28 protein-coding genes are annotated in these 24,834 nt (G+C 63.2%); 12 read left to right on the top strand and 16 right to left on the bottom strand.

The annotated features are described in order from the left end of the window. Positions 1–75: 75 nt before the first annotated feature. Complete coding sequence (locus DCM80_RS00140) at positions 76–1,449, top strand: hypothetical protein (RefSeq protein ID WP_257195174.1); 1,374 nt, start codon at positions 76–78, stop codon at positions 1,447–1,449. Between the two features lie 50 nt (positions 1,450–1,499). Here DCM80_RS00140 and DCM80_RS00135 read toward each other — a convergent pair whose 3' ends face one another. Beyond that, entirely contained in the window at positions 1,500–1,721 is a 222-nt protein-coding gene (locus DCM80_RS00135) for a hypothetical protein (RefSeq protein WP_257175761.1), read from the bottom strand. A 345-nt stretch (positions 1,722–2,066) separates the two neighbouring features. On the opposite strand from DCM80_RS00135, the gene DCM80_RS00130 reads away from it, so the two are divergent. Then, entirely contained in the window at positions 2,067–2,249 is a 183-nt protein-coding gene (locus DCM80_RS00130; protein ID WP_028137743.1) for a hypothetical protein, read from the top strand. Positions 2,250–2,282: 33 nt separating this feature from the next. Here DCM80_RS00130 and DCM80_RS00125 read toward each other — a convergent pair whose 3' ends face one another. From DCM80_RS00125 to DCM80_RS00115, 3 genes are all read right to left on the bottom strand, one after another. Continuing rightward, a complete protein-coding gene (locus tag DCM80_RS00125) occupies positions 2,283–3,659 on the bottom strand; it encodes a VWA domain-containing protein (RefSeq protein ID WP_257195173.1) in 1,377 nt (458 codons plus the stop codon). 5 nt (positions 3,660–3,664) lie between these two features. Then, the gene (locus tag DCM80_RS00120) at positions 3,665–4,612 is read right to left on the bottom strand and encodes a MoxR family ATPase (protein ID WP_257195172.1); all 948 of its coding nucleotides are present in this window, start codon (positions 4,610–4,612) and stop codon (positions 3,665–3,667) included. 146 nt (positions 4,613–4,758) lie between these two features. Further along, positions 4,759–4,959, bottom strand: coding sequence for a hypothetical protein (locus DCM80_RS00115; RefSeq protein WP_194403530.1), 201 nt, complete (start codon positions 4,957–4,959; stop codon positions 4,759–4,761). Between the two features lie 226 nt (positions 4,960–5,185). Between DCM80_RS00115 and DCM80_RS00110 the strand changes: the two genes are divergently transcribed. Next, positions 5,186–6,160: a quinone oxidoreductase gene (locus DCM80_RS00110; RefSeq protein ID WP_126255621.1), complete on the top strand. Its 975-nt coding sequence runs from the start codon at positions 5,186–5,188 to the stop codon at positions 6,158–6,160. A 34-nt stretch (positions 6,161–6,194) separates the two neighbouring features. Here DCM80_RS00110 and DCM80_RS00105 read toward each other — a convergent pair whose 3' ends face one another. Together DCM80_RS00105 and DCM80_RS00100 are read right to left on the bottom strand one after the other, a co-directional pair. Then, positions 6,195–6,470, bottom strand: a complete 276-nt coding sequence (locus DCM80_RS00105; RefSeq protein ID WP_028137738.1) for a hypothetical protein — start codon at positions 6,468–6,470, stop codon at positions 6,195–6,197. Between the two features lie 100 nt (positions 6,471–6,570). Then, a complete protein-coding gene (locus DCM80_RS00100) occupies positions 6,571–7,179 on the bottom strand; it encodes a S24 family peptidase (RefSeq protein WP_028137737.1) in 609 nt (202 codons plus the stop codon). A gap of 165 nt (positions 7,180–7,344) precedes the next feature. Between DCM80_RS00100 and DCM80_RS00095 the strand changes: the two genes are divergently transcribed. Together DCM80_RS00095 and DCM80_RS00090 are read left to right on the top strand one after the other, a co-directional pair. Further along, positions 7,345–7,875 carry a GcrA family cell cycle regulator gene (locus DCM80_RS00095; protein WP_257195171.1) on the top strand — a complete coding sequence of 177 codons (531 nt, stop codon included), beginning with the start codon at positions 7,345–7,347 and terminating at the stop codon, positions 7,873–7,875. Positions 7,876–7,915: 40 nt separating this feature from the next. Beyond that, positions 7,916–8,491, top strand: a complete 576-nt coding sequence (locus tag DCM80_RS00090; RefSeq protein ID WP_257195170.1) for a hypothetical protein — start codon at positions 7,916–7,918, stop codon at positions 8,489–8,491. A 14-nt stretch (positions 8,492–8,505) separates the two neighbouring features. Here the strand turns inward: DCM80_RS00090 and DCM80_RS00085 are convergent, their stop codons facing one another. Next, positions 8,506–8,862, bottom strand: a complete 357-nt coding sequence (locus DCM80_RS00085) for a hypothetical protein (RefSeq protein ID WP_257195169.1) — start codon at positions 8,860–8,862, stop codon at positions 8,506–8,508. A gap of 636 nt (positions 8,863–9,498) precedes the next feature. Between DCM80_RS00085 and DCM80_RS00080 the strand changes: the two genes are divergently transcribed. Continuing rightward, positions 9,499–9,684 (top strand): hypothetical protein, encoded by a 186-nt coding sequence (locus DCM80_RS00080; protein ID WP_257195168.1) that lies wholly within the window; start codon positions 9,499–9,501, stop codon positions 9,682–9,684. A 222-nt stretch (positions 9,685–9,906) separates the two neighbouring features. After that, positions 9,907–10,248 carry a phasin gene (locus DCM80_RS00075; RefSeq protein WP_257195167.1) on the top strand — a complete coding sequence of 114 codons (342 nt, stop codon included), beginning with the start codon at positions 9,907–9,909 and terminating at the stop codon, positions 10,246–10,248. Positions 10,249–10,539: 291 nt separating this feature from the next. Here DCM80_RS00075 and DCM80_RS00070 read toward each other — a convergent pair whose 3' ends face one another. The 3 genes from DCM80_RS00070 to DCM80_RS00060 all read right to left on the bottom strand — a co-directional run bounded on the left by DCM80_RS00070 (position 10,540) and on the right by DCM80_RS00060 (position 13,924). Continuing rightward, a complete protein-coding gene (locus DCM80_RS00070; RefSeq protein ID WP_257198105.1) occupies positions 10,540–10,857 on the bottom strand; it encodes a cytochrome c in 318 nt (105 codons plus the stop codon). Positions 10,858–11,142: 285 nt separating this feature from the next. Next, entirely contained in the window at positions 11,143–11,973 is an 831-nt protein-coding gene (locus DCM80_RS00065; RefSeq protein ID WP_257195166.1) for an alpha/beta hydrolase, read from the bottom strand. 154 nt (positions 11,974–12,127) lie between these two features. Beyond that, positions 12,128–13,924, bottom strand: coding sequence for a ShlB/FhaC/HecB family hemolysin secretion/activation protein (locus DCM80_RS00060; RefSeq protein ID WP_257195165.1), 1,797 nt, complete (start codon positions 13,922–13,924; stop codon positions 12,128–12,130). Positions 13,925–14,054: 130 nt separating this feature from the next. Here DCM80_RS00060 and DCM80_RS00055 point away from each other — a divergent pair, with 130 nt between their 5' ends. Both DCM80_RS00055 and DCM80_RS00050 read left to right on the top strand, forming a co-directional pair. Next, positions 14,055–15,344 (top strand): FecR family protein, encoded by a 1,290-nt coding sequence (locus tag DCM80_RS00055; RefSeq protein WP_257195164.1) that lies wholly within the window; start codon positions 14,055–14,057, stop codon positions 15,342–15,344. Positions 15,345–15,403: 59 nt separating this feature from the next. Continuing rightward, entirely contained in the window at positions 15,404–18,145 is a 2,742-nt protein-coding gene (locus DCM80_RS00050; protein WP_257195163.1) for an EAL domain-containing protein, read from the top strand. Positions 18,146–18,178: 33 nt separating this feature from the next. Here DCM80_RS00050 and DCM80_RS00045 read toward each other — a convergent pair whose 3' ends face one another. After that, positions 18,179–18,439 carry a hypothetical protein gene (locus DCM80_RS00045; RefSeq protein ID WP_257195162.1) on the bottom strand — a complete coding sequence of 87 codons (261 nt, stop codon included), beginning with the start codon at positions 18,437–18,439 and terminating at the stop codon, positions 18,179–18,181. Between the two features lie 249 nt (positions 18,440–18,688). On the opposite strand from DCM80_RS00045, the gene rocF reads away from it, so the two are divergent. Then, positions 18,689–19,666, top strand: a complete 978-nt coding sequence (rocF, locus tag DCM80_RS00040; protein ID WP_257195161.1) for an arginase — start codon at positions 18,689–18,691, stop codon at positions 19,664–19,666. 67 nt (positions 19,667–19,733) lie between these two features. Here rocF and DCM80_RS00035 read toward each other — a convergent pair whose 3' ends face one another. Genes DCM80_RS00035 through DCM80_RS00020 form a run of 4 tightly spaced genes read right to left on the bottom strand, consistent with a single transcriptional unit; the run spans position 19,734 to position 22,768 of the window. Then, the gene (locus DCM80_RS00035; protein ID WP_257195159.1) at positions 19,734–20,459 is read right to left on the bottom strand and encodes a substrate-binding domain-containing protein; all 726 of its coding nucleotides are present in this window, start codon (positions 20,457–20,459) and stop codon (positions 19,734–19,736) included. A gap of 41 nt (positions 20,460–20,500) precedes the next feature. Next, positions 20,501–21,331 (bottom strand): extracellular solute-binding protein, encoded by an 831-nt coding sequence (locus DCM80_RS00030; RefSeq protein WP_257198103.1) that lies wholly within the window; start codon positions 21,329–21,331, stop codon positions 20,501–20,503. A gap of 19 nt (positions 21,332–21,350) precedes the next feature. Further along, entirely contained in the window at positions 21,351–22,073 is a 723-nt protein-coding gene (locus DCM80_RS00025) for an energy-coupling factor ABC transporter ATP-binding protein (protein ID WP_373569426.1), read from the bottom strand. 2 nt (positions 22,074–22,075) lie between these two features. Next, positions 22,076–22,768, bottom strand: coding sequence for an ABC transporter permease (locus DCM80_RS00020; RefSeq protein WP_257195157.1), 693 nt, complete (start codon positions 22,766–22,768; stop codon positions 22,076–22,078). Positions 22,769–22,841: 73 nt separating this feature from the next. Between DCM80_RS00020 and DCM80_RS00015 the strand changes: the two genes are divergently transcribed. Both DCM80_RS00015 and DCM80_RS00010 read left to right on the top strand, forming a co-directional pair. Further along, positions 22,842–23,726, top strand: coding sequence for a helix-turn-helix transcriptional regulator (locus DCM80_RS00015; protein WP_257195156.1), 885 nt, complete (start codon positions 22,842–22,844; stop codon positions 23,724–23,726). A 240-nt stretch (positions 23,727–23,966) separates the two neighbouring features. Beyond that, positions 23,967–24,185, top strand: a complete 219-nt coding sequence (locus tag DCM80_RS00010; protein WP_257195155.1) for a hypothetical protein — start codon at positions 23,967–23,969, stop codon at positions 24,183–24,185. 102 nt (positions 24,186–24,287) lie between these two features. Here DCM80_RS00010 and DCM80_RS00005 read toward each other — a convergent pair whose 3' ends face one another. Further along, complete coding sequence (locus DCM80_RS00005) at positions 24,288–24,683, bottom strand: response regulator (RefSeq protein WP_257195154.1); 396 nt, start codon at positions 24,681–24,683, stop codon at positions 24,288–24,290. Positions 24,684–24,834: the final 151 nt, after the last annotated feature.

Genomic DNA, 24,834 nt, shown 5'->3' with positions numbered 1-24,834 from the left:
AAGTCATCTGGACGAAATACGAATCAGCCAAACTTCGGACGGTGACCGCGCCGCCGGAGTTACTCTAGTTCGCATATGAATAGCGATATCTCGTTGTCTTCAGATCGCGGAAACCGATTCTACCGAGGTGTGGCTGCGACGTTTTTCGCCAACGCCCTCCAGGCGGTCAATTTTCTCGGGGACCGATTCCTGAGAAGATCGCAGCATTCGTTGTCTGCCATCGAGGACCTCTACCGGCACGCGATGGACAGCGCATTTTCGGTGACCGAGGTCTTCCTCGTCACCGGCGCACCCCACGCATCCGCCTACTACCCCCGCGACTTCGCCTGGTTCTATCCTGACGTCCTCGACCCCGAAACCATCATGGATGCGCAGGACGCGGTGCGGCGGGCACGGCTTCTCGACAGGAGCATCCGCTTGTTGCTGGAGGCGGTTCGCGCCGATGTCGTCACGACGACCATCGTCCCGGCCGGGCGCGGTCGATACCTCGGCGTGAATTACTTCTCGCGCCCGTCGGATACGCTGCTCGGCATTCTGGCCGGCCTGCAGCAGATGATCCTGGCCGACCAGAGGGCGCCGTCCTATCTGGCGATGTCACAATGCGCGCATGCCGGCCGCCTGCTGCTGGCGGAATATGGCGGTGACCTGAGGCGTGCCATCCTCAAGCTCGCAGGCGAGCTCGAGCCGTTCGATCATGACGGCAGCTCGTGTTTGCTGTGCGACGCTCGAGGTCCTCGCTCCGCCGCAACGGATACCCGCGCCGAGCGCCGCCGCTTCGTCACCAATGCCTGCGTCCACACGACTTTCGTGTGGAGCGTGCAGCTCGGAATCGTCGATGAAAACGAGCTGAAGCGGCTGCTCGGGCGCGACCTCCTACAGTACAAGAAGGACCTGCTCCGTCTGTTCGGCAGGGACGGATATATCAGGCATTCTCTCGACGGGCCGGAGGGCCCGCCGGCGTCATCAGTTGCGCTGGATTTCGTCAGCGTGCATCGCGGCTTCTGGAATCTGAACGATGCCGGCGAGCGGGCGCTGTTCGCGGCCACGGCGGATCTGATCATTGCCGAGCCGCGCTTTCGCATCCCCAGCACGTTCCACTTCCTGGTGTCGGCGGAGAATCCGCGGAACAAGCTGATCCACAAGATCGCGGCGCCTGCCTATCAGGGACGTACCTCCTGGCCGACGTTCAACGTCGAATTCGCGGATCGCATGCTGGACTATGATGAATTTTCGGGGAGCGACACCTACCGTTGCTGCGCCCAGGGAATCTTGAAGGACATACGAACTGCGACTGAACTGCACGGCGGATATCAGGAGCTGATCTCCGAGCAGGGGCTGAAATATCGCACCTGGGCCTATAAGGGCGCGGTAGCCCACTCCTGGTTTCCGCGCTTCCTGTCCGTCTGGAGAAGGGCCTATGGATCGCCGCTGCTGCATTGGAACGACTGACCTGCGGCGATATGCCGGCAGGGATGTCGCCGAGGATCAGCGCGAACCTGTCACGCCACGAGATCCAGCAACCGGCACGATCCGCGCACGAGCACCTTGCGTCCGGCCGGCGTTATCGCAGGTACGCCGTCGTTGATGGCAACGAGGCCGAGCTCGACGAGGCCTTCGACAAGATAGGATTTCGCCAGGCGGCCGTTCGACAGCGGGTTGCGTAGTGTACGCAGCGCTTCCCACTGGTCTGGCGCAAGTTCGAATTCGAAATCGTTGCTCATGTTGCCTCAAGGGTCGTGCCGTTTCGCGCCCCTGTTAGCGGCGCCGCATGAAGACCATGCGACGACAATGAGTCGGGAATTCGGTAGCCGTCTAGAACGCATCTTCACAAATTGCCGCACTTCGTTGCGACAAGAGAAGAAGATCGCCTGATCGGGAATAGATCCGTGGCTCGATCACCAATTGATGATCCGCAGTTGATGGAGCGCTGCGCGCTGCTGCAGTGCACGGGAAGCATCACTGTCCCATGATGCGTCGCGGTATGCACAGAAATGGTGAAGCGAGCGATCTGGGATTCTGTTAGGTTGATTCGCGGGGAATGACTTCACGCGGCAGGAGTGGAGTGCATGAACAGGCTGGTCGAAATTCGCAGTCAGGAATCCCTGTGCCGGGAGCGTGCGGCTCTCGATTTGGATCGCCGGCTGTTCTGGCTTGCGCAAGCCGAGGAATGGGAGCAGCGCGCGCTCGACGAAATCGCCTATCACTTCCGGGAGTGCAATCTCGGCCAAGCGGAGCTTGCGCGAAACTGAAGTTTCGCCCACGAGTTTGGCTGCGCGCGGGATCTACTGATAAGTCGCCACGATGTCGGACACGGCGCGCTCGAGCTGCTGCGCGGTCGCGCATTGGCGCACGACGCTGCAGAAGGTCGCGTAGCGCGGCATCTCGGAATCGCCGAAGCCCCAGGCGAGCCGTCCTTCGGGATTGAGCCAGACCAGCCGCTTTGAACGTTCGGAGATGCGGCGCAGGATGTCGGCGCGCGGGTCGAGATTGTTGCTGCGGGCATCGCCGAGCACGATCACCGTGGTTTGCGGCGTCAGCGCGCTCATGAAGTCCTTCTCGAAATCGACCAGCGAAGAGCCGTAGTCGGACGAGCCGAAGCCGACCTTGGACATGATCTCGGCCATTGCCTCTTCCGGCGATTTCGCCTCCAGGATGTCGCTGACCTCGATCAGATGCGAGGAGAAGGCAAAGGAACGGACGTCATCGACGACTTCGTGCAAGGAGTGGATCAGGAGCAGGAAAAAATCCGAGACCTGAGCGACCGAGCCGGAGACGTCGCAGAGCGCCACGATCTTCGGCCGGTCGCGATGCTTGCGCTTCCACGCGGTCAGGAACGGCACGCCGCCCCAGGCCGCGTTGCGGCGCAGCGTGCGGCGGACGTCGAGATGGCCCCGGCGCTGGCGCTTGCGCGGCTTGGAATAGCGCTCGCGCAGCCGGCGCGCGATCTGGCGGATGAGGGCGCGCATCTCGGCGACCTGGCGCCGCTCGATGCGGGCAAGCGGCGCGTTGCGCAGGATTTCGTTGCGAAGATTTTCGGCCTCCTCGCGGGCATAGAGCGCAAGCCCCTGCGCGACCGTGTCGCGCACCGCTTCGCGCAAGGCGTCGAGCGCGGCGCGCAGGCGCTCGGCCAGCGCGGGATTGGTCGCGGTCAGCTGGTCGAGATCGTCGCGCAGGCGCTGCAGGCCCATGGCGTCGAGGATGCGGCTGGAGAAGATGCCGCGCTGGGTGGAGTAGCGGATCTCAGACAGGGAGGCCGCACCGGAGGCGCTGGCGATGGCGGCTGCGATCGCATTGCGGTCCTGCGACAGCAGCATCTGCGCAAGCGGGCCCAAACCCTCAGGAGGCTGCCCTTCGCCCGGCTCGCTGGCCGAGCTGGAAGCGGGCGACTGATCCGTGTCCTGCGAGGCGTCGTCGTCGTTCGCCTCGGGCTGGTCCTGCCGCAGCTCCGGCTGGCTGAAGAACAGGTCGAAACAATCCCCGAGCGCGAGCTTCTCGTCCTTCGACTTGGCGAGCGTCAGCAGCAGCGCGTCGCGCAGCACGGCGCGGTCGGAGATGCCGACTTGTGCGACTGCACGCATCGCATCGATGCTTTCGGCAGGCGAAACGTGAACGCCGACGCCCCGGGCTGCCCGAAAGAAACGATGGAGGTTCTCGCGCATCGGCGTCAACCGAAGACGTTGGACCGTGCCGCCTTGGCGATGAAGCTCGTCACCTGCGGCGATGCGGCCTCGATGTCGGCTTCGTATTTCAGGAGCACGTTGAGGGTCTCCTTGACGATATCGGTGTCGAGTTCGGCCGCCTGGAGCAGCACCAGCACGCGTGCCCAGTCGATGGTCTCGCTGACCGACGGCAGCTTCTTCAGATCCAGCGAACGGATCTCGTGGATGAAACCGACCATCTGCCGGCGCAGCGCCTGCGAGATGCCGGGCACGCGGCTTTCGACGATGCGCTCCTCGAGCCGCTGCTCGGGAAAGCCGATATGCAGATGCAGGCAGCGTCGCTTCAAGGCGTCGCCGAGGTCTCGCTCGCTGTTGGAGGTGAGGATCACGGTCGGCGGCGTGATGGCCGAGACGGTGCCGAGCTCGGGGATCGTGACCTGAAAGTCGGACAGGATTTCCAGCAGCAGCGATTCAAATTCCGCGTCCGACTTGTCGATCTCGTCGATCAGGAGCACGCAGCCGCCCGGCTGCTCCAGCGCCTGGAGCAGGGGACGCGGCTCGACGAATTCCTTGGAGAAGAACACGTCGCCAAAATCGTGGAGCTGGGCGAGCGCGGCATGCAACGTTTGCGCACCGCCGAGGACTTCGCCGAGCTTGTCCTTGAGGATCTGCGTATACAGAAGCTGCTTGGCGTATTTCCACTCGTAGAGTGCCTTGGCCTCGTCGAGGCCTTCGTAGCATTGCAGGCGGATCATCTTCATGCCGCGCCAGGCGGCGATCGCCTTGGCAAGCTCGGTCTTGCCGACGCCCGCGGGGCCCTCGACCAGGATCGGCTTCTCGATCTGCTGCGACAAATAGACGGCGGTCGCGATCTGCCGGCTCGCGATATAGCCCTGCGCGGCGAGGCCGCTCTCCACTGCCTCGATCGAGGTCGAGGCCTTCTGATCAGCCACGAATGGGCGCTCCCAAGGTCTTGCTTGAGGCTTGTTCTGCCTGCGTTCCCGGCAAAGAACAAGCCTCGTTTGGGAGACATCAGACCCGCATCAGCGGCGTTTTTTCCGCTGAACGCAAATAGTTGCGCGGTCCGTCGTCCGCGGGATCAGTGCCGCAGCACTTCCGGCTTGCGGATGGTCTGTCTGACCTCGGCGCCGCAATCGGCGCATTCATAGACAAAGTCGATCTTGGCAAGGCTCCAATGCGGCTCGACCTCGCGCACATACATCGGCAGGAACCCCATGCAGGTGGGACAATTCACGGGCGCGATTTCGACGTCCTGATGATGCTGTACATAAGCTGGCATCTCGGCTCTCCTTCGCAGGCGACCACCAAACCCCGCGCAGAAGCTACTGCCGGTCGCTTCATGCGCGTCATCAACTTTTTCGAACGGAGGTCGAACGGCGGAGGTTTGTCGCTCGCTGTGACATTCTTGTTACGTGTCTGTACTGTAACGGGCAGACGGAATGCCTATTTCTGCGGCCAATCCGGCTTTCTCGGACCCTCACCCAACGATAAAGGGAGCAACGCCCATGACCCATGCCATTCGTTTTCACAAGACCGGCGGTCCGGAAGTCCTGGTCTGGGAAGAGGTCAGCGTCGGAAAGCCCGGGCCGGGCGAGGCGCGCATCCGCCACACTGCGGTCGGACTCAACTTCGTCGACATCTACAACCGTTCGGGCCTGTACCCGGCGCAACTCCCGAGCGGGCTCGGCAGCGAGGCGGCCGGAATCGTCGAGGAGGTCGGGCCCGGTGTCACCGATCTGAAGCCTGGCGATCGTGTCGCCTACGGCGCCTCGCCGCTCGGGGCCTATTCCGAGGCGCGGCTGATCCCTGCCGACCGTTTGCTGAAGCTGCCGGACGGCGTCGACGACAAGACCGCGGCAGCGATGATGCTTAAAGGGCTCACCACACAATATCTGATCCGGCAGACCTATCGGGTGAAGGCCGGCGACACAATCCTGCTGCATGCGGCGGCCGGCGGCGTCGGCCTGATCCTGAGCCAGTGGGCCAAGCACCTCGGCGCGACCGTGATCGGCACCGTCAGCAACGACGAGAAGGCCAAGCTCGCCAAGGCGCATGGCTGCGATCACGTCATCATCTACACCCGGGAGGACTTCGTGAAGCGGGTGGACGAGATCACGGGCGGCAAGAAGGTGCCGGTGGTCTATGATTCCGTCGGCAAGGACACGTTCCTGAAATCGCTGGATTGCCTCGCGCCGCTCGGCGTCGCCGCGCTATTCGGCCAGTCCTCCGGCGCGGTCGAACCGCTCAATCTCGGCCTGCTGGCTCAGAAGGGCTCGCTCTACGTCACCCGCCCGACCCTGTTCACCTATGCCGCCAAGCGTGAAAACCTGGTTGCGATGGCCGGCGAGCTGTTCGACGTCGTCAAGTCCGGCGCGGTCAAGATCGAGGTGCACCAGACCTATCCGTTGAAGGATGCCGCCAAGGCGCATGCCGATCTCGCCGCTCGCAAGACGACGGGATCGACCGTCCTCACGGTCTGATCCGCTCCGGGACGTTGGCGCAGGCTCTCCTGCGTCACGCCCGTTCGTGCTTGCGCAGATCGCGGGCGTGGTCGAGGCGGGCTGCCTGGAGGTCAACCTCTTCCGGTGGAATCTGGGGCAGGGTCGCCTCCGTCAGGATGGCCTCGGTGACGTCCTCGACCGAGTTCTCCGCGATCTCGTGAATGAACGAGACATTCTGGTATTCGCCCGAGGCGATGCGAGAGACGACCTCGCGCCTGGTGATTTCGGGATCAACGACCGCCTCGCGGCCGCGCCGCCCATAGTCGATCATCACGACGAAATATTGCATGAAAACGATCCTGCCGCGCTCACGTCACCGGGAACGCGGCAGAGTATTTCCGAAAAACGGAACAAAGTCAAGGATTGTTTCTGAAAAACGGAATTTGGTCTTACTTGCTCTTCTTGCGCGGCCGCGCCGACTTGGCGCGCAGCCGCTCGAGCTGCCCTTTGGGCATCGACAGGCAGATTTCCCCGACCCAGTCGAGCTTGACGCCGACGATCGGCTTGGCATTGAAGCTGGTAAGATTGACGACGGACGGACTCTTCCCCCGCTCGATGGTCTTCAGATAGCGCTCGCCGGTCTTGAGCCGGACCACCGCCTCCTCGCCGTAGAAGCTCGACAGCGGATGGCGCTGGTCCTTGTAGACCACGATCACGTCGCCGCTCTCGTATTTGGGCAGCATCGAATCGCCCACGATTTCGAATGCGACGGTTTCTTCCATGATCGGGAAGGGCAACGTGATGTCGCCTAGCCCCTCCGGCGGAACCTGCTCGTAATCCGGCTCGATCACGGCGCCGGCGCCGACCCGGCCCATGATCGGCGCGAGATTGAGCTCGAGATATTCCATGATCGGAATGATCTCCGAAGCCTTCACCAGACGTTCGCCGCCGAGGATCTCCGAGACCGCGCCGGGGCGCACGCCCATGGCCGCCGCCAGGCCGCCCTTGCTCTTGCCCGTCTTCTCCAGGCCCCGCTCGATCATTGCAACGTCCAACATGGTGATTCCCTCGATTGCGCACCGTCCTGGCTCTTGTAATCCGAAATTCGGAATTGATGCAATTATGAATATCAGAATTATTGCTTGACTCTCGCTTCGGAATACCGGAATGTGTGTTTCGCCTCCCGGTCGCTCGACGAGGGAAGCGCATCACAGGACAGCATCATGGAACCGGGCCATTGGCCGTCGGAGCATTCCGACGCGCTTCGCGACTATTTTCGCAAGGGCATGTCTTATGCGGAGATCGGAAGACAGATTAATGCAAAGTTTGGAACGGCTTATACCCGCAATGCGGTGATAGGCCGCGCCAAGCGGCTCGGGCTCGTCATCCCGGAATGGATAACGAGCCCGTCGATCACGCCATATTTGCCGGGCGAGGCTCCGGTTTCGCCGCGCCGCGCGGTGTTGCCGAACCTGAGCGTGCCGCCGAAATCCGCAATGAAGCCTGCGGCGCCGGTGAAGTTGCGCTGCGTCGGCGTTCAGCCGCGCCTGATCCAACTGGTCGAGCTCGAGCCGGCCGATTGCCGCTATCCCTATGGCGGCGACAAGGACGGGGAGGAAATCGCCTTCTGCGGTCATCCCTGCCGGCCAGGCTCCAGTTATTGCGCGCCGCATGCGCGCCTGACGCGCCGCTCCGGTGCGGCGTCCGCCCGCGCCCCCGGTCCCGTCGTGCTGAGGCTGGTCTCCGCTGCCTGAGCTCCCCCGTTCCGTCGTCAATTTCGCAAGGAGTATCCGAGTGACTCGTGTCCGACGCAACAAGTCCTACAAATTGGCCAAGATCTACGATCGGCGGTCCCGCGAGGTGCCGTTCAATGCCGAAGTGGCGGAGGTCGAGATCGACAATCCGCTGGCGCTCGATTCCGGTGAGAAGATCCTGGCCATCCGGTCGATCCGTAGCGACCCGCTGGGGCGGCTGCACGCACATCACCAGATCGACGAGGCGCAATACCGCGGCGGGCGTGCCTTCCAGAACGATTGGGAGAGGGTAGAGCGGGGGCCTCAGGCGGTGGACCCGACCCGGGAATATGTCGACGGCACGCGCACGCGCGACCCCGTCACCGAGAGCCAGCGCCAGGCGGTGTTGCGGTTGAATCGGGTCGAGCGCGAGCTCGGCACCGACGGCGCGGCGCTGGTGCACGAAGTGCTGATCCTGGGCCTGACCATGGATCAGATCGGCGCGCGTCGCGCCGTTCGGACACAGCGCTGGAACGATTATTTTGCGCGGCGCTTTCGCGAATGTCTGGACCGGCTGGCGCTGATCTACGGCTTTGCGACGGAAACGAGCGCCCGACGGGCAGAGCGGCGCGGGTGAAGTCAGTCGATCGCTTATGGGTGCGGAACGATCCGATAAGGCGTCGTGTACGGCTCGACGCGCAGCGAGGCATTGGCCAGAAGCCCGATCTTGGCGGTCGGCGCCTGCTGCAACTCGCCGTTCGGGCCACGATGCACGTTGTACTGCCATACCGTGAGGTCGCCCTTCTGGGCAAGCGCGTGCGCAACCGCGCTCGCATCATTGCCGCCGAGCCCCTGGAGCTCGTCTGTCGATAACCCGATCACGATTTCGTCCTTGACGGTGATGATCTTGAACAGGTTCATCTTAGTCTCCTGCGCCCATGCGCCTTGTATCGAGAGGGTGAAAAGCGCGACCGCGGCGCCCTTGATGAGATCGCAGCGAGAAATCATGCCGTCGTCCTTGGTGCTGAGGCGCGCCCGAATCGAAGAGTTCAGCCATGGCGCCCGTAATCTGCGTGGCCGTGTCGCAACGGCTTGGTCGCTCGCATATGGACAATGGTTCATTGGGCGAGACCTGCTGACCGACGATGCGACATCCGTGTCGAGATCGGGACGCTCAGATCAGCTTTCGAGGTCGATGTTCATTTGTCGCCGATACAACCGCTGGGGTCAGACTCAACAATTACGTGTATGCGCCGAGAAGCGCACCTGTGCAGCCAATGTGCCTTCATGTCGGAAACAAGCCGAAAGGCTGTGTCAATTGACAGCGGTCGGGACTGTGTGGCGTGATGGATGCCGCTTCTTGACGCAGGTGGGTGACGGCAACCGATATTCCTGTTATCCGGAATTGCCGCGCTGCGATGCAGACGAAGCATCTCTGCGCTCGCTGCCGGACTTGCCGGACGGGTTGTTCCCTGACATAATTGCAACCAGACGGTTGAGCGTTGTTGGGACATGTCGTTCATCATGCCGGCTGGCCGGGGCCACCCCGCCGACAGTTTGTCGCCATAGGTCCTATTGTGGCGTCTTGCTGCGGCGTTCGGTCTCGCGTAGATCACGAAGGCTGATGCTTGTCATAGGTGCGAGATGAAGAACCTCAATTTCGCGGCTGAATTGCACCTCAAGCTCGGCGCGCCGGCAAGCGGCACGGTCGAAAGTCTGCGCCTGCTCCGCGCCTTCCTGAAGCTCGCACCGCGACAGCGTTTCGAGGTGATCAAGCTGGTCGAAGATCTCGCCACCGAAGAAGACCTTCCCGAGCGCCCGTTGTCCTGAGTCCGGCCTCGTGCCGTCACTTCCTGCCTTAAAGTGCGATGAGATTCGGGCGAATCGTCATAGCGCTTCGGGCTTTTTGCGCATGATCTTTCCGGAAAGCCGCTGCGCACTTCGCCGGATCATGCCCGAGCCGGGCCCCCGGCGAGGTTTCCCCGAGGCTGGCCGCTGGAAGGCGATCCGGCAAGTGTGGTATTCAGTCGGGAAAGCGGGAGGAGTGCGACCATGATCGAACCGAAGCTGGAAGTTCCGGCCGAACTGCGCGACCTGGCCGAGAAGACGATTGATCAAGCCGAAAAAGCGTTCGGCATGTTTTTCGAAGCCGCCAGCAAGTCAATGGCGTCCGTTCCGGGGGCCGGGACGGAGGTGTCGAAGCAGGCGTTGAATTTCACTGAGCAGAATATGAAGTCGGCCTTCGAGCATGCGCGCAAGCTGGTTCATGCCAATGACCTTCAGGAAGCGATGCGAATCCAGTCCGATTTCCTGCGCAGCCAGTTCACCAGTGCTGGAGATCACATGCGCCAGATGACCGGCAGTCTTATGCAATCGGGCAAGGACAAGTCCTGATTCTCGGTCTGTGCGCAGTCTGCCCACAAATTGAACTTGCGTGGCGCGGCGATCCGCTTTTCGATGCGGGCGCAGATCCATGACGGGCCACCGAATGACCTTGTTCGCCGTCCGTCGTCTCTTCTGCTGATCCCTGTCGGTCCTCCGGCAGGGATCTTTATTCATATATGTGGCAGGTGTTGTGCTCGGCGCGGCACTCAAGCGCGATGAGATCAGGACGAATCGTCGTCGCACTTTGGATTGTTGTTGGAGCTTTTCGGAAAATCGCTGCGCGCTTTCCCGGATCATCCATTAGCGCAGCGATGCGATGTATGCCGCGATGTCGCCCGCTTCGGTCCGGCTCAGGGGGAAATTCGGCATCTTCGGGTGCGGATCGAGCAGGAAGAAGGCGAGCCTCTCCGGACTGAAGTCCGGCCTGCGCGCGATAGAGGCAAAGGAGGGGACGTCGGCGCTCGCCTGGGTCTGGCCGTTCGCGACGATATGGCAGCTTGCGCACCAGCGCTTGGCGAGGTCGGCACCGTGATCGGCATCGGCTGCGAGCGCGGGCGACGTGCCAACGCTCGAGGTTACGGCAAGCATCAGGCAGATTCGTCTCAAATGCTGGTGCATCGGGTAGCCTTCTTGCATTCCGTCGGCCAAGCCTATCCGCAGCACGATCCCGGAAATTGCGAGAGATCAATGCGGGCGATGATCGACCGCAGCAGCTTGCGGACCGAACGATAGAGATGCCGTACGCCTGCCGGAATTCTCGCCGCCGGTAGGCTCAGCCTTCTTGCATCGAGCCCCTTCGTATCAAGACTTTCGACGGAATGCGACACCTGTCTCTCCGAGGCCATATGGCTTTTCTATCCTGCTGTCTCGGAGCCGCCTTGATCTGCCGCAAAGCGTTCCCGGCTAATAGTCACCCGGATTCATGATCATCGGACTTTTCGTATCGGCTGGCGCGAGCGCGCTGCTGGCACTGTCGCGCAGGAAGCGGTCGAGCGTTTCCTGGATCTTCTGCTTGACCGCGTTGGGGCCGCGATCGCTCATGTCCGTGTGCTGTGCGCCGGTGTGCACGATGTCGATGCCGTGCGCCTTGGCTTCTTCCGGCGTCGGCAGCACGCCGGGATCGGTCACAAAATGCGGGTCCTTCGACCGGAACGACAAGATCTTCATGCCGTCGCTCGTCACGAAAGGCACCCGCAGATTGTCGAGCGTGATCACCTTCGACACCAGTTCCGGGTGCTGATGGGCGACATACATGGAGACGTCGCCGCCGTTCGAGTGGCCGACGAGGGTGATGTGATCGTAATCGACGTTCTCCTGCTGCCTCTTCAGCTTGTCCAGCACGAAGAGAATGTTGGCCTCGCAGCGGATATAGACCTCACGCCGGCCGACATATTGCTGACCGGCATGCGTCATCAGGGGCGGATCAGTCGGCAGGTCCTGCTGGATGCTGGCAACCAGATAGCCGCGCGCGGCGAGCACATTGGCGAGGAAGGAATATTCGGTGGCCTTGACGGTGTTGCCGTTACTAATGATGGCGAGCGGGAGTTTCCAAAGGCCGAGATTGGCCTTGGTCTCGTAGTCGCGCCGCACCGCCAGTTCGACCGAGATCGGCCGCTGCCGCGAGGCGTCGAACAGCTCCAAAGTCTCATGGCGGATCGCGAACCGGCTGACGACGAAATATTCCCCGACGCCGAGGACGCAGAGAAACGCCAGGATCGCAAACACCCTCTTCATGGCTTCGTCTCAAATCACGTTCGGCTGAATATGGTCATCGGGAACTCTCCGATCGAGCGATCGTGAGCAGGTTACGGGATTAAATCTTGGCAACTCTGTGAGCAAGGCCGCAATGGCCGGATGCCGGGGTCCAGTGGCGCAAACGACCGGCTGGTCAGAGACACCCCGACCTGCCGCGTTCGGGACAGAGCCGGAATGCGCTTGACAGTGTGAACAGGAAGCGGGGGCTACGACGTTCATTGTCCGGCGCCCGGTAGCTCAACGGCACGGCCACGCCGAGATCGGCCTGGAAATCGTTTGGCAGGAAGAAGCGCACACCGGCTCCGGCCGATGTCAGCGATAGGCCTTCACTCAAACGGTAGCCGTCGTTCCACACGGCGCCAGCGTCGCCAAAGGCATAGAGCTGATAGCCGGTCCAGTAGCGGAAATCGAGCTTCTGATCGAAGCGCAGCTCAAGTGAGCCGGCGAGGCCATTGTCGCCGCTAATTTCGGCTGCGCCGTAACCCCTGCCGAAGGCCGCACCGCCGAGATAGAACTGCTGCGAGGTGAACAGCGGCCGCGACGCTGTTTGGCTCGCTGCCGCGAGCTTGAGCGACCAGGCATCGTTGAGCGTCTGGTAGCGCGTGAACCAGAGGTTCAGCACCGAGAAGTTCGATGAGGCGCCGTCGCGCGACAACAGATCGTCGTCGAAATGCGAGGCACCGAAGACGTCGAGGCCCTGGCGGTAGATCAGCGTCGCGAAACTGGTGCCGCCGAAGTGGTCCTGCAGCCTGTAGTCGGCGGTCAGGCTCGCGGTCCTGATGTGGTCGTTGTACCAGGGGCCGTAAAGGTCGTGCTCGGACACATTGCTGAAGCTCGTCGCCGCAGTCAGCGTGAGCGTGGAGGATTGCGACTGCAGCGGAACGATGCTGGCGCGCAGCTCGAAGGCCTCGGTCGTCGTGATGTCGCTGTCGAGGCGGCGGACATCGCCCGGCCGGACCGCGCTGTAGAGCACGGAAGCGCCGAGACGTAGGCCATCGACGCCGACGGGCGCGTCATACGACAGCCGTGCGAAGCCGAGCTGGCGAGGATCGTTGGCAATGGTCGACAGGTTGACGGCCAGCGTGTCTCCGGGCGTGAGGTAGGAGTTGAACGCGCCGGTGGCGTAGGTCTGCCACGGGCCCACCGAGGATGATCCGAGATTGTCCAGGCCGAACGAGGAGAAGATGTGCCAAGTCTTCAGATAGACGGTGAGACGGAAGCGTCCGGACCCGCTGCCGATTTCCTCCAGCGCGCTGTCGGTGATCCGAACGCCCGGCCTGGCGTTGATGAGGAAGAGCTGGCGCTCGAGCGTCGGGAGCCGCGACGGCTGCTCGGCGAGAACCGGCCCGAGCATAGGCCTGACGCCGAACTGCTCGGCGCCGTCGCCTTTCAGCTCGACCTGCACGATGGCGCCTTCGATCATCTGGATCCGGACCCGGCCGTCGGCAATGTCCTGCGGCGGCACGATCGCACGGCTGAGATGGAAGCCGTCGGCGCGGTAGAGCTCGCTGATCGCGCCGGCGATCCCGGCGAGATCCGCCTGCGAGACCCTCTTGCCGAGATACGGCTGATAGACTGCGGCAATACGGTCGCGGGAAACCGCGTGGGCGCCGCTGACGCCAACGCCGCGCAGGACGAATTGCGACTTGGTATCGCCGCGGGTATCGGGTTGGCCAACCGTAGGCAGGCTGACCGGCGGGCGGTTCAGTTTTTCCCGTTCGGTTTGGTTTTCAAAGTATTTCTCGGGCTGGCGCGGATCGAAGCCCGGCTGGTTCGCCTGTTGTGCGAGCGCTTGGAGAGCTCCGGCAAAAAACGGGACCAGCAAGGCCATTGCGGTAAGGAGATGCCGCTTTCCGGCACGCGCGGCGAAACTTTCCCCGTAGTTTGACGGAGGAATTGCCGCGGGACGGGAGGGGGTCGTTAGCCTCATGATTTTTCATAGTTTTTTAAGGTCAATGATTGGTTAATGTCAGAGCTCCACCGGCCGCTTCCTGCTAATCCTCTCTTGAGTGATTTCGGATACCCCTCAGATCTGGCTGTAACGCAGACTGAGGATCGTCATGCTCGGCAGAATTGGAATGCGGTGTGCCCTCGTGGCACTGGCTCTTGGAACGGCCTCCGGCGCGTTCGCGGCGGAGGACGGTGTCTGGTCGATCAGCAAGGCCACCGGTGAGGTGTGGGTCGCGACAGACGGCGCGCAACAGGTGGCGCTGAGCCGGGACGAGACGCTCAAGCCCGGCAATACCATCCGCACCGGCCGCAATGGCCGGGTGCTGCTGGTCCGCGGCGAGGAAACGATCCTGATCTCTCCGAACTCGGTGGTCGGCTTGCCGGCCGAGAAGAAGGAGGGACTCTCCACCACCATCATCCAGCAGGCGGGTTCGATCCTGCTCGAGGTCGAGAAGCGCAACGTCAAGCACTTCGAGGTCGAGACGCCTTATCTTGCTGCCGTGGTCAAGGGAACCCAGTTCAGCGTCACGGTGGAGGCAGGCAGCACCAAGGTCGGCGTGCTCCGCGGCCAGGTCGAGGTCTCCGACTTCAGAACGGGGCAGATTGCCCAGGTCATGCCGGGACAAGCGGCTACGGTGTTCGAGCAGGGCAAGCCCGGACTTAGTCTGAGCGGCGCAGGAACGCTGAGTCCGATCGAGCAGGGCAAGCCGCGCGCCCCGACGATCGAGCGCGTCCCGGTGCCGAGATCGGGACTGACGGCGCCACGCAATGCCGCGACCGGTCATTCCATCCATGCGCTCGGTCCGATCGACAAGGGCAGCAAGGCGGCCGGTGCAGCCAAGGCATCGGGCCAGGCCGCCGCGGGGCATGCCCCCAAGGCGGGAGTCGTGCGCATCTCGACCGCGCTGGGAGAGGTCAAGCTGAACGTCCACAAGGCGACGCGCGGCCTCGCCCACGGCGGCGTTCCGCCAGGGCAGGCGCGTAACGCGAATGCCAGGGCGGACAGTCAAACGGTCTGGAACGATGGCAAGACCAGCCCGGCCGCATCCAACGGCGCAGCAGCTGGCGGTGGCGCCAGTGCGAACGCCACGATCGCCGCAACGACAGCCGGGGCATCCAGCGATGCCCCGCGCGCCAAGAACGGAGACGCCGGCGGCAACGGCAATTCCGGTAACAACAACGGCAATGGCGGTAACAACGGCAACAACGGCAACAACGGCAACAACGGCAACAACGGCAACAACGGCAACAACGGCAATAACGGCAATAACGGCAACAACGGCAACGGACATGGCAACAATGGTGCCACCGGCAACGGCAGGGGCAACAACGGCAACGGCAATGGGAATGGCGGCGGCAACGGCAGCAATGGCCATGGTGTTGCCCACGGCAGACGCTAAGGCGATTTCCTAGGGGATGAGGGGCGCACCCGCAGAAGCGGGCGCGGGGGAGGATCGGAGTGAAACGCCATCGGCCGCATATTCTGGTTGTGATCGCGCTTGCGATCGTGCTGTCCACGGGGTGGCATGGCGCACTTCGCAATGCGCTCACCGATCTGCGGTTCGCCTGGCAGTCGCGGGACGCCAGCGGCAAGGTCGTGGTGGTGGCGATCGACGCACCATCCATCGACCAGATCGGCGTGTGGCCCTGGCCGCGCCGGCTTCACGCGGACCTGCTGAAGAGACTCGAGGCGACGGGCGCGGGAGACGTCGCGTTCGATGTCGATTTCAGCACGCCCTCGGATCCGGCCTCCGACGAGGCTTTCGTCAAGGCCCTTCGCGATGCCGGCGGCTCGACGATCCTGCCGTCCTTCAAGCAACCGACGCCGAACGGCGGCGCGGTCCACGTCAATCGTCCCCTGAAGCCGTTCAGCAACCAGTCGTGGCCGGCGGTCGTGAACGTCGCAGTCGAATCCGACGGGCGTGTTCGCCGCTACCCGGTTGCCGAGAAGCTCGGGGATGAGTTGTTGCCCTCGATGGCGGTCGTGCTGGCCGGACAGGATGCCAACCGACGGCCGCCCTTCCTGATCGATTTCAGCATTCGCGCGGCCTCCATTCCGACCGTCTCCTATATCGACGTGCTGCGCGGCGATCCTGCTGCGCTCGACAAAGTGAGAGGCAAGAAGATCATCGTCGGGGCCACCGCGCTCGAGCTCGGCGACCGCTTCAGCGTTCCCAACGGCAAGATCGTCTCGGGGCCGGTGCTCCAGGCGCTGGCGGCGGAATCCATCCTTCAGGGCCGGATGCTGCGCTGGACCTCGGATATCGGCATGATCCTGGGCTTGGGCCTGCTCTGCCTGCTGATGATGTATTCGTGGCGGCGCTTCGGGCCGGGGATTCGCGTCGCAGCTCTGGTCGCTTCCGGGGCAGCTGTGGGACTGGCCGCGGTCCTCGTGCAGGCAAGATGGCCCCTCGTCATCGACACGTCGCTATTTCATATCGCGATCGTCGCTTATCTGACAGCGATCGCTCTGGATGAGATCTATTTCCGTGGGCTGCTGGGGCGCATCGCCGAGAGCCGCTTTCACCGCATCGCGATGTCGCTTGGCGACGGTCTCGTCTGCACCGACGAGGATCATCGGATCACGGTCTGGAATCCCGGCGCGAGCGCGATCTTCGGCTACACGCCGGCCGAGATGATCGGCCGCCCGTTCGAAACGCTGTGCGCTGCGCCGGTGGACGGCGATGCAAGATCGTCCATGCATGACGCCGCGCGCCAGGCGCTGCTGGTTCCAGGCGGGGCCGTCGTCATCGAGTTCGAGGGTCGGCGCAAGAATGGCGAGACGTTCTCCGTCGAGGCGAGCTTCTCGGGTTGGCAGGGAACGGACGGCTTTCAATACGGCGCGATCCTGCGCGATATCTCGGTGCGCAAGCGTGAGGCTGAACGTATTCAATATCTGGCCGAACATGACGTGCTGACGGGTCTTGCCAACCGGAACATGCTGCACACGAGCCTCACCGACCTGATCGCGGCGGCGGAGCGGCGGTCGTCCGGCGTCGCTCTGCTCGTGCTCGGGCTCGACGGCTTTCAAGAGATCAACGACATGCTCGGGCACTCCTCGGGCGATCTCGTGCTGCGCGCGGTCGCCGAGCGGCTCCGCGCCGAGGTCGATGGCAAGGGGACCATCGCCCGGCTCAGCGGCGACGAATTCGCCATCGCGCTCGATTGCGCCGATATCGGCGAGCCGGTCGGGACCTTCGCCGAGCGCATCGCGCATGCCTTTGAAGCCCCCCTCGCGGCCGGCACCCGGCAGCACCGCATCAGCATCAGCGTCGGCGTCGCCGTCTATCCGGAAGGCGGGCAAACGCCCGACGATCTCCTGAGCAACGGCCATCTCGCGCTGAGCCGCGCCAAGGCGACGCGGCGCGGCGGCCATGTCCTGTTCGAAGCCGCAATCAGGCAGGAGCTGGAGAACCGGTTGACGCTGGAGAGCGAGCTGGCGCTTGCTGCCGATCGCGGCGAGTTCGAGCTGTTCTATCAGCCGCAGGTTCGCCTAGTCGACGGCAGCATGGTCGGAGCCGAGGCGCTCATCCGTTGGCGACATCCGGTGCGCGGCTACGTCTCGCCGGCCGAATTCATGCCGGTGGTCAACACGTCGGCGCTGTCCGAGCGGATCGCCAACTGGGTGATGGAGACGGCCTGCCGTCAGGCGCGAGCCTGGGAATTGTCCGGCAACAACGTGCGCGTTGCCATCAACCTCTCACCCTCGCAGCTCCAATCCGGCGATCTCGCGCATTCGGTCGCAGCACTGCTCGAGGCGACCGGCCTGACGTCGTCGCTTCTCGAAATCGAAGTCACCGAAGACATCCTGCTCCATGACGAGCGCCGCGTGCTGGCGATGTTCAAGCGGATTCAGGATCTCGGCGTCCGGGTCCTGTTCGATGATTTCGGCACCGGTTACGCGAGCCTGAGCTATCTGAAGAAGTTTCCGCTCGACGGACTCAAGATCGACCGGTCGTTCGTCTTTGGGCTCCTGTCGAATTCCGACGATGCCGCGATCGTCGGCTCGACCATCGGTCTCAGCAAGCAGCTCGGCCTCACGGTCGTGGCTGAAGGCATCGAGAACAAGGCAACGGCCGACTTCCTGGTCAGCCTGGGATGCGAGGAAGGGCAGGGCTACTTCTTCGGCCGTCCGATGCCTGCCGAGGCGTTCGAGAGGCAGTTCCTGACCGCAGAGCTCGACGCGGTCACCGCTGCCTGAGCGGGGCGGCTTGGCCGCGCAGACGGCTCGGTTCTACCGCCGCCGCGCGACCGCGACGCCAAAGAGGAAAGCGACGAACAGGCTGGCAAGCGGCGCTTCGCGCGTGATCGCCGAGACGGTCGCGAGGGCGCCGCCGGGCTTGCGCGATTCCTCGATGGTCGAGGTGAAACGGTCGACGGCCGCGTGCAGGCCGCCCGCGACTTCACCGATCGTGCGGGAGACATCCGCTGCCGTATCGATGGCACGCTCGGCCATGCCGGGTTGGGACGTGGATTGCGGTATCTCCGTGCTCAAGTGCGCGACCTCCAAACCTGATGGCGGAGGCCGGCACCTTTGGCTATCCGCGCGAGCGCTTGTTTTGAACAGCGGGTCTTACGACCTTTGGCTATCCGCGACAGGCGCCGTCATTAACGGCGGGTGCCGGCCTTGGATGGGCAATGCATCGTCACGGCTTTTGTTCCCGTCCGAAGGCAAGTGCCCCGTGAAACGACGGATGCGAATCTCTGTTAGGCTGGCGCGACCTTGTTGGATCAGGAGGCGGCCGTGACCGATCGGACCATGACGGATCGAGCCCGGCGCATCGCCTTGCTCGGCGCGCCCATCGATATGGGCGCATCGCAGCGCGGTACATTGATGGGGCCTGCGGCGCTGCGTACCGCGGGCCTTGCGACACTGCTCGAAAGTCTGGATTTCGAGGTCGTCGACTACGGCGATCTTTCCGCCAGCGAAGTCCGGGACCTCACCGACAGGCCGCCGGAAAGAGCCAACCACTACCGCGAGATCCAGCGCTGGACGCGCGCTCTGAGCCGCAAAGGCCATGAGATCGCGAAGACCGGTGCGCTGCCGATCTTCCTGGGCGGCGATCACACGCTGTCGATGGGATCGGTCAATGCCATGGCGCGCCATTGGCAGGAGCGCGGCCGGGAGCTGTTCGTGCTCTGGCTCGATGCCCATGCCGATTACAACACGCCGGAGACGACGATCACCGCGAACATGCACGGCATGTCGGCCGCGTTCTTGTGCGGCGAACCCGGCCTCGACGGCCTGCTCGGCGACGATCCCCGCGCGTCGATCCATCCGGACCGGCTCGACCTGTTCGGCGCGCGTTCGATCGACAAGCTGGAGAAGGAGCTGATGCGCGCGCGCCGGATCAGGGTCGTCGACATGCGCCAGATCGACGAGTTCGGAGTCGCGGTGTTGATCCGGCGCGTCATCGAGCGGGTCAAGGCGAGCAACGGGGTGCTGCATGTCAGCTTCGACGTCGATTTCCTCGATCCCTGCGTGGCGCCGGGCGTCGGCACCACGGTGCCGGGTGGTGCGACCTATCGCGAGGCACACCTGATCATGGAGCTGCTGCACGATTCCGGCGCGGTCGGATCGGTCGACATCGTCGAGCTCAATCCCTTCCTGGATGAGCGCGGCCGGACGGCGCGCACGGCCGTCGAGCTGATCGGCAGCCTGTTCGGCCAGCAGATCACCGACCGGCCGACGCCGAGCAACGCGATCGCTCCGGGCGAGTGAAGCTTTGCGATTGCTGGAGCTCCATGTTCCTCGTCAGAACATGCAGACAGAAACAGACGATGATCGCTCAGCGAACGGAGCCGACCGCGATCGAAATGACCTCAACCGAAGCGCCGCTGATCTGGAGCACGATTGGATCGGAGGCAACGTAGAAGCGGATGGACTTCCTCAAGCCGGGGCAGTCGCTGCGGCCGGTGCTCCCGATCGATCGCGCGTAGCCGGCGTTCTGCACGACATCGACCCAAGCTTCATCGGACAATGTAATCTGATACAGACCGGCTTGGGGCGGCGCTGGGAGGCGAACGATGCCTCCGCGCCAGTTCTCCAGGCGAGACTTGCGTTCGGGCGGCATTACGAATTCGGCATCCGTGGACGGGCGGAGGAGCAGCCTGAATGCCGGGCCCGAGCCGGGTTCGAAGGTCGCTCCGGACGCAAGCTCCGGCTGGCTCTGCGCGGTCATCGCTTCGCGCTCTTGCATGATTGGCCAGGCGAATTTGCCACAGCCGTCATCGGCCAAAGCGGTGCCCGCGCAAGCAAAGACGGCGAGAGCAGAAGCGAGTGCCAGGAGCCTGGTCGATCTGCTCCGCGCTCGACCTTGATCGTCCATTTTTGCGAACACGTCGGCCTTGGCGCCTGCGGCGATCTCATCCTTCAAGGTGCCGGAGGGGCCATACTTGGCTTCTACTGCGGTGCCACTCTCCGCCTCGAATGCCTTTGCCATGTCGGACAGGGCGGCGCGAAGACTGCCCGCGGCGTACAGGTGAACGGTCTCGCTGCGGGCTTCCGCCGCCATGGCAATCACGGCCAGGATCGCGACGGGAATTCGCCTACGCATTACGCGCCCGGGTCGCTTGCGTTGGCGTAGAAGAGTTGCTCGCCATTGATCTTGTAGTCGGCGATGGCTTTCTGTCCTTCCGGCGAAACAAGCCAGTCGACGAATTGCTGGCCGAGTTCCTGCTTCACGTTCGGGTGCTTCTGCGGATTCACCAGGATGACGCCGTACTGGTTGAACAGCCGCTTGTCTCCTTCGACGACGATTGCGAGCGGCCCGCGGTTCTTGAACGAAAGCCACGTGCCGCGGTCGGCGAGCACATAGGCATTGGACGCGGAGGCGGTGTTGAGCGCAGCCCCCATTCCCTGCCCAATCTCCTTGTACCAGGCGCCCTTGTCCTTCGCGATGTCGAGGCCGGCAACATTCCAGAGTTTGAGCTCCGCTTGATGCGTACCCGATTTGTCGCCTCTGGAGATGAAGGCGGCGCCCTTCTCCTTGATCGCTTTGAGGGCGGCGACGATGTCCTTCGTTCCCTTGATGCCGGCCGGGTCACTCTCGGGACCGATCAGGACGAAATCGTTGTACATCACGGGGTAGCGCTTCACGCCGGCCCCTTCAGCGACGAACTTTTCCTCCGCCGACTTGGCATGGACGAACACGACATCGGCGTCTCCCCGACGGCCGGTATCGAGCGCTTGTCCCGTTCCCTGCGCGACCACCCTCACGGCAATTCCGGTCTTGTCCTTGAACAGCGGCAGGATGTGGCCGAACAAGCCGGAGTCCTGGGTCGATGTCGTCGATGCGACCACGATCGATTTTTCCTGTGCAAGGGCAGGGGCGCCCAGCACAACACAGGCAGCGATCGTCGCAATCAGGTGGCGGCGGTTCAGCATCATGATCACTCCATCTCGATCATATGATCAGTTCTCCGGCGATGAATTTCCTCGCCTCGACCGTTTGGGGTGCGTCGAAGAATGACGACGCAGTGGTCGTTTCGATGATGCGGCCGCGGTGAAGCATCACGATGTCACCAGCCAGCCGACGGGCTTCGCCGATGTCATGGGTCGACATGACCACTTTGATGCCGCGTTCGCTTACGGTGCGGATCACATCCTCGACGGCCTTGGTCGCGGCCGGATCGAGGCTCGCGGTGGGCTCATCGAGGAAGAGCACGGCCGGGTCGCGCGCGAGCGCACGGGCAAGCGCGAGACGTTGCTGTTCGCCTCCGGACAATCGGCGGGCAGGACGGTCCGCGACGTGCTTGAGCCCGACCATGCCGAGAACCTCGTCAACGCGACGCTTCCATTCTGCGCGGGGCATGCCTGCAACGCGCAAGGCGTAACGGATATTGCCGCTCGCACTTCGCCGAAGCATGACCGGCCGCTGGAAGACGATGGCGCGCCGCAGCGGCGCAACGTCGGTCCGGCCCCCCCACGTGATGCGCCCGCGCGAGGGCACCACCAACCCCATCGCGGCGCGCAGGAATGTGCTCTTTCCAGAGCCGTTCGGGCCGACGATGACGGTCGGCGTTCCCGAGGCCAAATTCAGTTCAATACCGTTCAGGATGGTCACCTCCCCAACCGAGAAGGTCACGTTCTCGAACCGGATCGGAAGTTCGCTGGACGGCGCACGCATGCTCATCCTGCCAATCGCTCGCTCGCGCGCCGTGCAGTCCACGCGAGAACGTTGACGGCGATCACGATTGCGATCAGCACGATGCCGAGGCCGATGGCCAGAGGCAGATCGCCTTTCGAGGTCTCCAGCGCGATGGCCGTTGTCATGGTGCGAGTGAAGCCGTCGATGTTGCCGCCGACGATCATGATGGCGCCGACCTCGGCCGCGGCCCGGCCGAAGCCGGCAAGCAGGGCGGTGATCAGGCTGAAGCGGGCATCCCATACGAGCGTTGCGATCCGGCCCACCGGACCGACGTTCATTGCCGTCAACTCGTCGCGATACTCGGTCCACATGTCCTCGATTGTCTGCCGCGTCAGCGCGGCAATGATCGGGATGACCAATATGGTTTGCGCGACGATCATGGCTGCAGGGGTGAACAAGAGACCCCATGACCCGAGCGGCCCTGAACGGGAGAGCGCGAGGAATACGCCCAACCCAAGCACCACGGGGGGCAGCCCCATCAGCGCGTTGAGGAGGACGATGGTGGCCTGCCGGCCGGGGAACCTGGTGAGGGCAAGAAACGCCCCGAAGGGGACGCCGAGAATGGCTCCGATCGCAACGGCGGACAGGCTCACCGTGAGCGAGAGCCGCACGATGCCGAACAATCCCGGATCGCCGGCAAGGACAAGGTCGAGGGCGGATGCATTCTCGAGCATATGCAATATTGCGCTGATTGCTCCGATATGGTCAAATTCGGAATAATTTCATGAATCTGCAGGTGTGTTCCTAGTGCGCGAGCTGCTCACGACCGAAGAGGCCGCTGAATTCCTTCGCCTCTCTGAGCGCAAGCTATACGAGCTGGTGGCCAAAAATGCCGTGCCCTGCACCAAAGTGACCGGCAAATGGCTTTTCCCGCGCGCCGCCCTCAACCGATGGCTGATGGCCGGCATGGCTCCCACCCAGTTAGCGCGGGAGGCGGCCCCGCCGATCATCGGCGGCAGCCATGACCCGCTCCTGGAATGGTCGCTTCGGGAAAGCGGCTGTGGATTGGCAAGCCTTCCGGAAGGCAGCGAAGAAGGTTTGCGGCGGCTGTGCTGTGGCGAAGTCATGATTGCCGCGATGCACCTTCACGCGCTCAATGAGGACGGGGAGCAAACCAATGTTGCTCGGATCGCCGATATCCAAGAGCTGAGTGATGCGGTCCTCATCGCGTTTGCCCGGCGAGAGCAAGGTTTGGTCGTCGCACCAGGTAATCCACTGAAGCTCAGCGATCTAGCCTCTGTCGCAAAGTCGAGAGCTCGCCTGGCGCAGCGCCCGCGCGGCGCGGGCGCGCAGCTCCTCATGATGACCTTGCTGGCCCGCGAGGGCGTCGCAATCGGTGAGCTCGCGCTGCAGCAGCCCATTTGCGCAACTGGAGACGAAATCGGCCATGCAGTGCGCTCGGGCAAGGCCGACTGCGGAATTGCAACGCGATCCGTCGCGCGGGCGGCAGGGTTGGATTTTGCACCGCTGACCTGGGAGCGTTTCGATCTGGCGCTTCGGCAGCATGACTACTTTTTGCCGCAACCACAGAAGCTCTTCGAGTTCTTTCGATCATCTTCGTTCAAGCAAAGAGCGGAAGAACTGGGCGGCTACGACCTCACCCCTGTCGGCAATGTCCGGCTTGTGAACTGAAGCTGCTCAATCAAACAACGCGGAATTCCTGCACTATCTTGGCGGATCGGGCTGGAACATTACGGCTATTGCCAAGTTTTCCCGATGCCCTTCCCCAAGGGTGACCCCGGTGGCCCCAGCTCCAACGCCCCCGATCCCCCACGAGCTGGGGCTTTTTTATCGAGAATGGGCTGCGGGCACGGCCGGAACTCTGCCGAGGCATCATCGTTTCGGTGTGCAGGCGCGAGCGTAGGCGGCACCATGAAATGGATGCTTGTGGTCCTCGTCGGTGGCGTCGCGCCCGTCAAGACGGATCTCGTATTCGACAAGTTCAACGACTGCCCGTCCGCCGAGGCGCAAGTGCGACAGCATTACTCTGACGCGTTCGATGCCTGGGACCGCGTGGCTGCGGCAAGAATCGACCCGGCCGACGCCGAGCAACGCGACCACTCCGGGGGAGTGAAGCCTCGGCGACGATGACGATGAGCTTCAATCTGCCAGATGGGTCCAAGCTTGTCGCTTGGCGGTATCAGGGCTCATCGTCGACGCAGAGAACTGAAGCAGTCACGGATTGCGGAAACCTCAGGCGGGCCCCGTTTGCTGCGAGCCCGCGTTCAAGAGCTGCGATACAGCGGCAACCACTTGCGCGGGCGCAAATGGCTTTTGCAGCAGGATGCTGTTCGGCACCCCTAGGACGGGCCATTGATCGGCAGCGCCGCCCGTCATGTAAACCACCGGAAAATTCGGATCGATCTCCCGGGCCGCTCTTGCGACCTCCCAGCCATCGAGGCGTCCGAGAAGATTGACGTCCGTGACAAGAGCCCGGTAGGGCCTGAGACGGCCCTTCAGCAGTGTACTGGCTTCCTCGCCCGTCTTCACTGTTGCGATCTCGAAGCCTCCCTCGGTCAAGGCATCTTCAACGATAGCCTGAATCATATCGTCGTCTTCGATAACAAGAATGATCGGACGTTCGGTCACGGCACCAGTCCCCCTGTCATCTCCCCCGTGTGTTACAAAGTGTACACAGCGCCGTTTGTTCCAGCGGACAAATCACCTGAATTCCGCCGGCCAGGAACTTTCCCGCAATTGCCAAGTTTTCCCGATGCCCCCCCCAAGGGTGACCCCGATG

It is taken from the genome of Bradyrhizobium sp. WBOS08 (assembly GCF_024585125.1).
GTDB lineage: Bacteria > Pseudomonadota > Alphaproteobacteria > Rhizobiales > Xanthobacteraceae > Bradyrhizobium > Bradyrhizobium japonicum_B.
The sequence above is the reverse complement of the archived record's forward strand: the minus strand, read 5'-3'. Positions and strand labels throughout refer to the sequence as shown.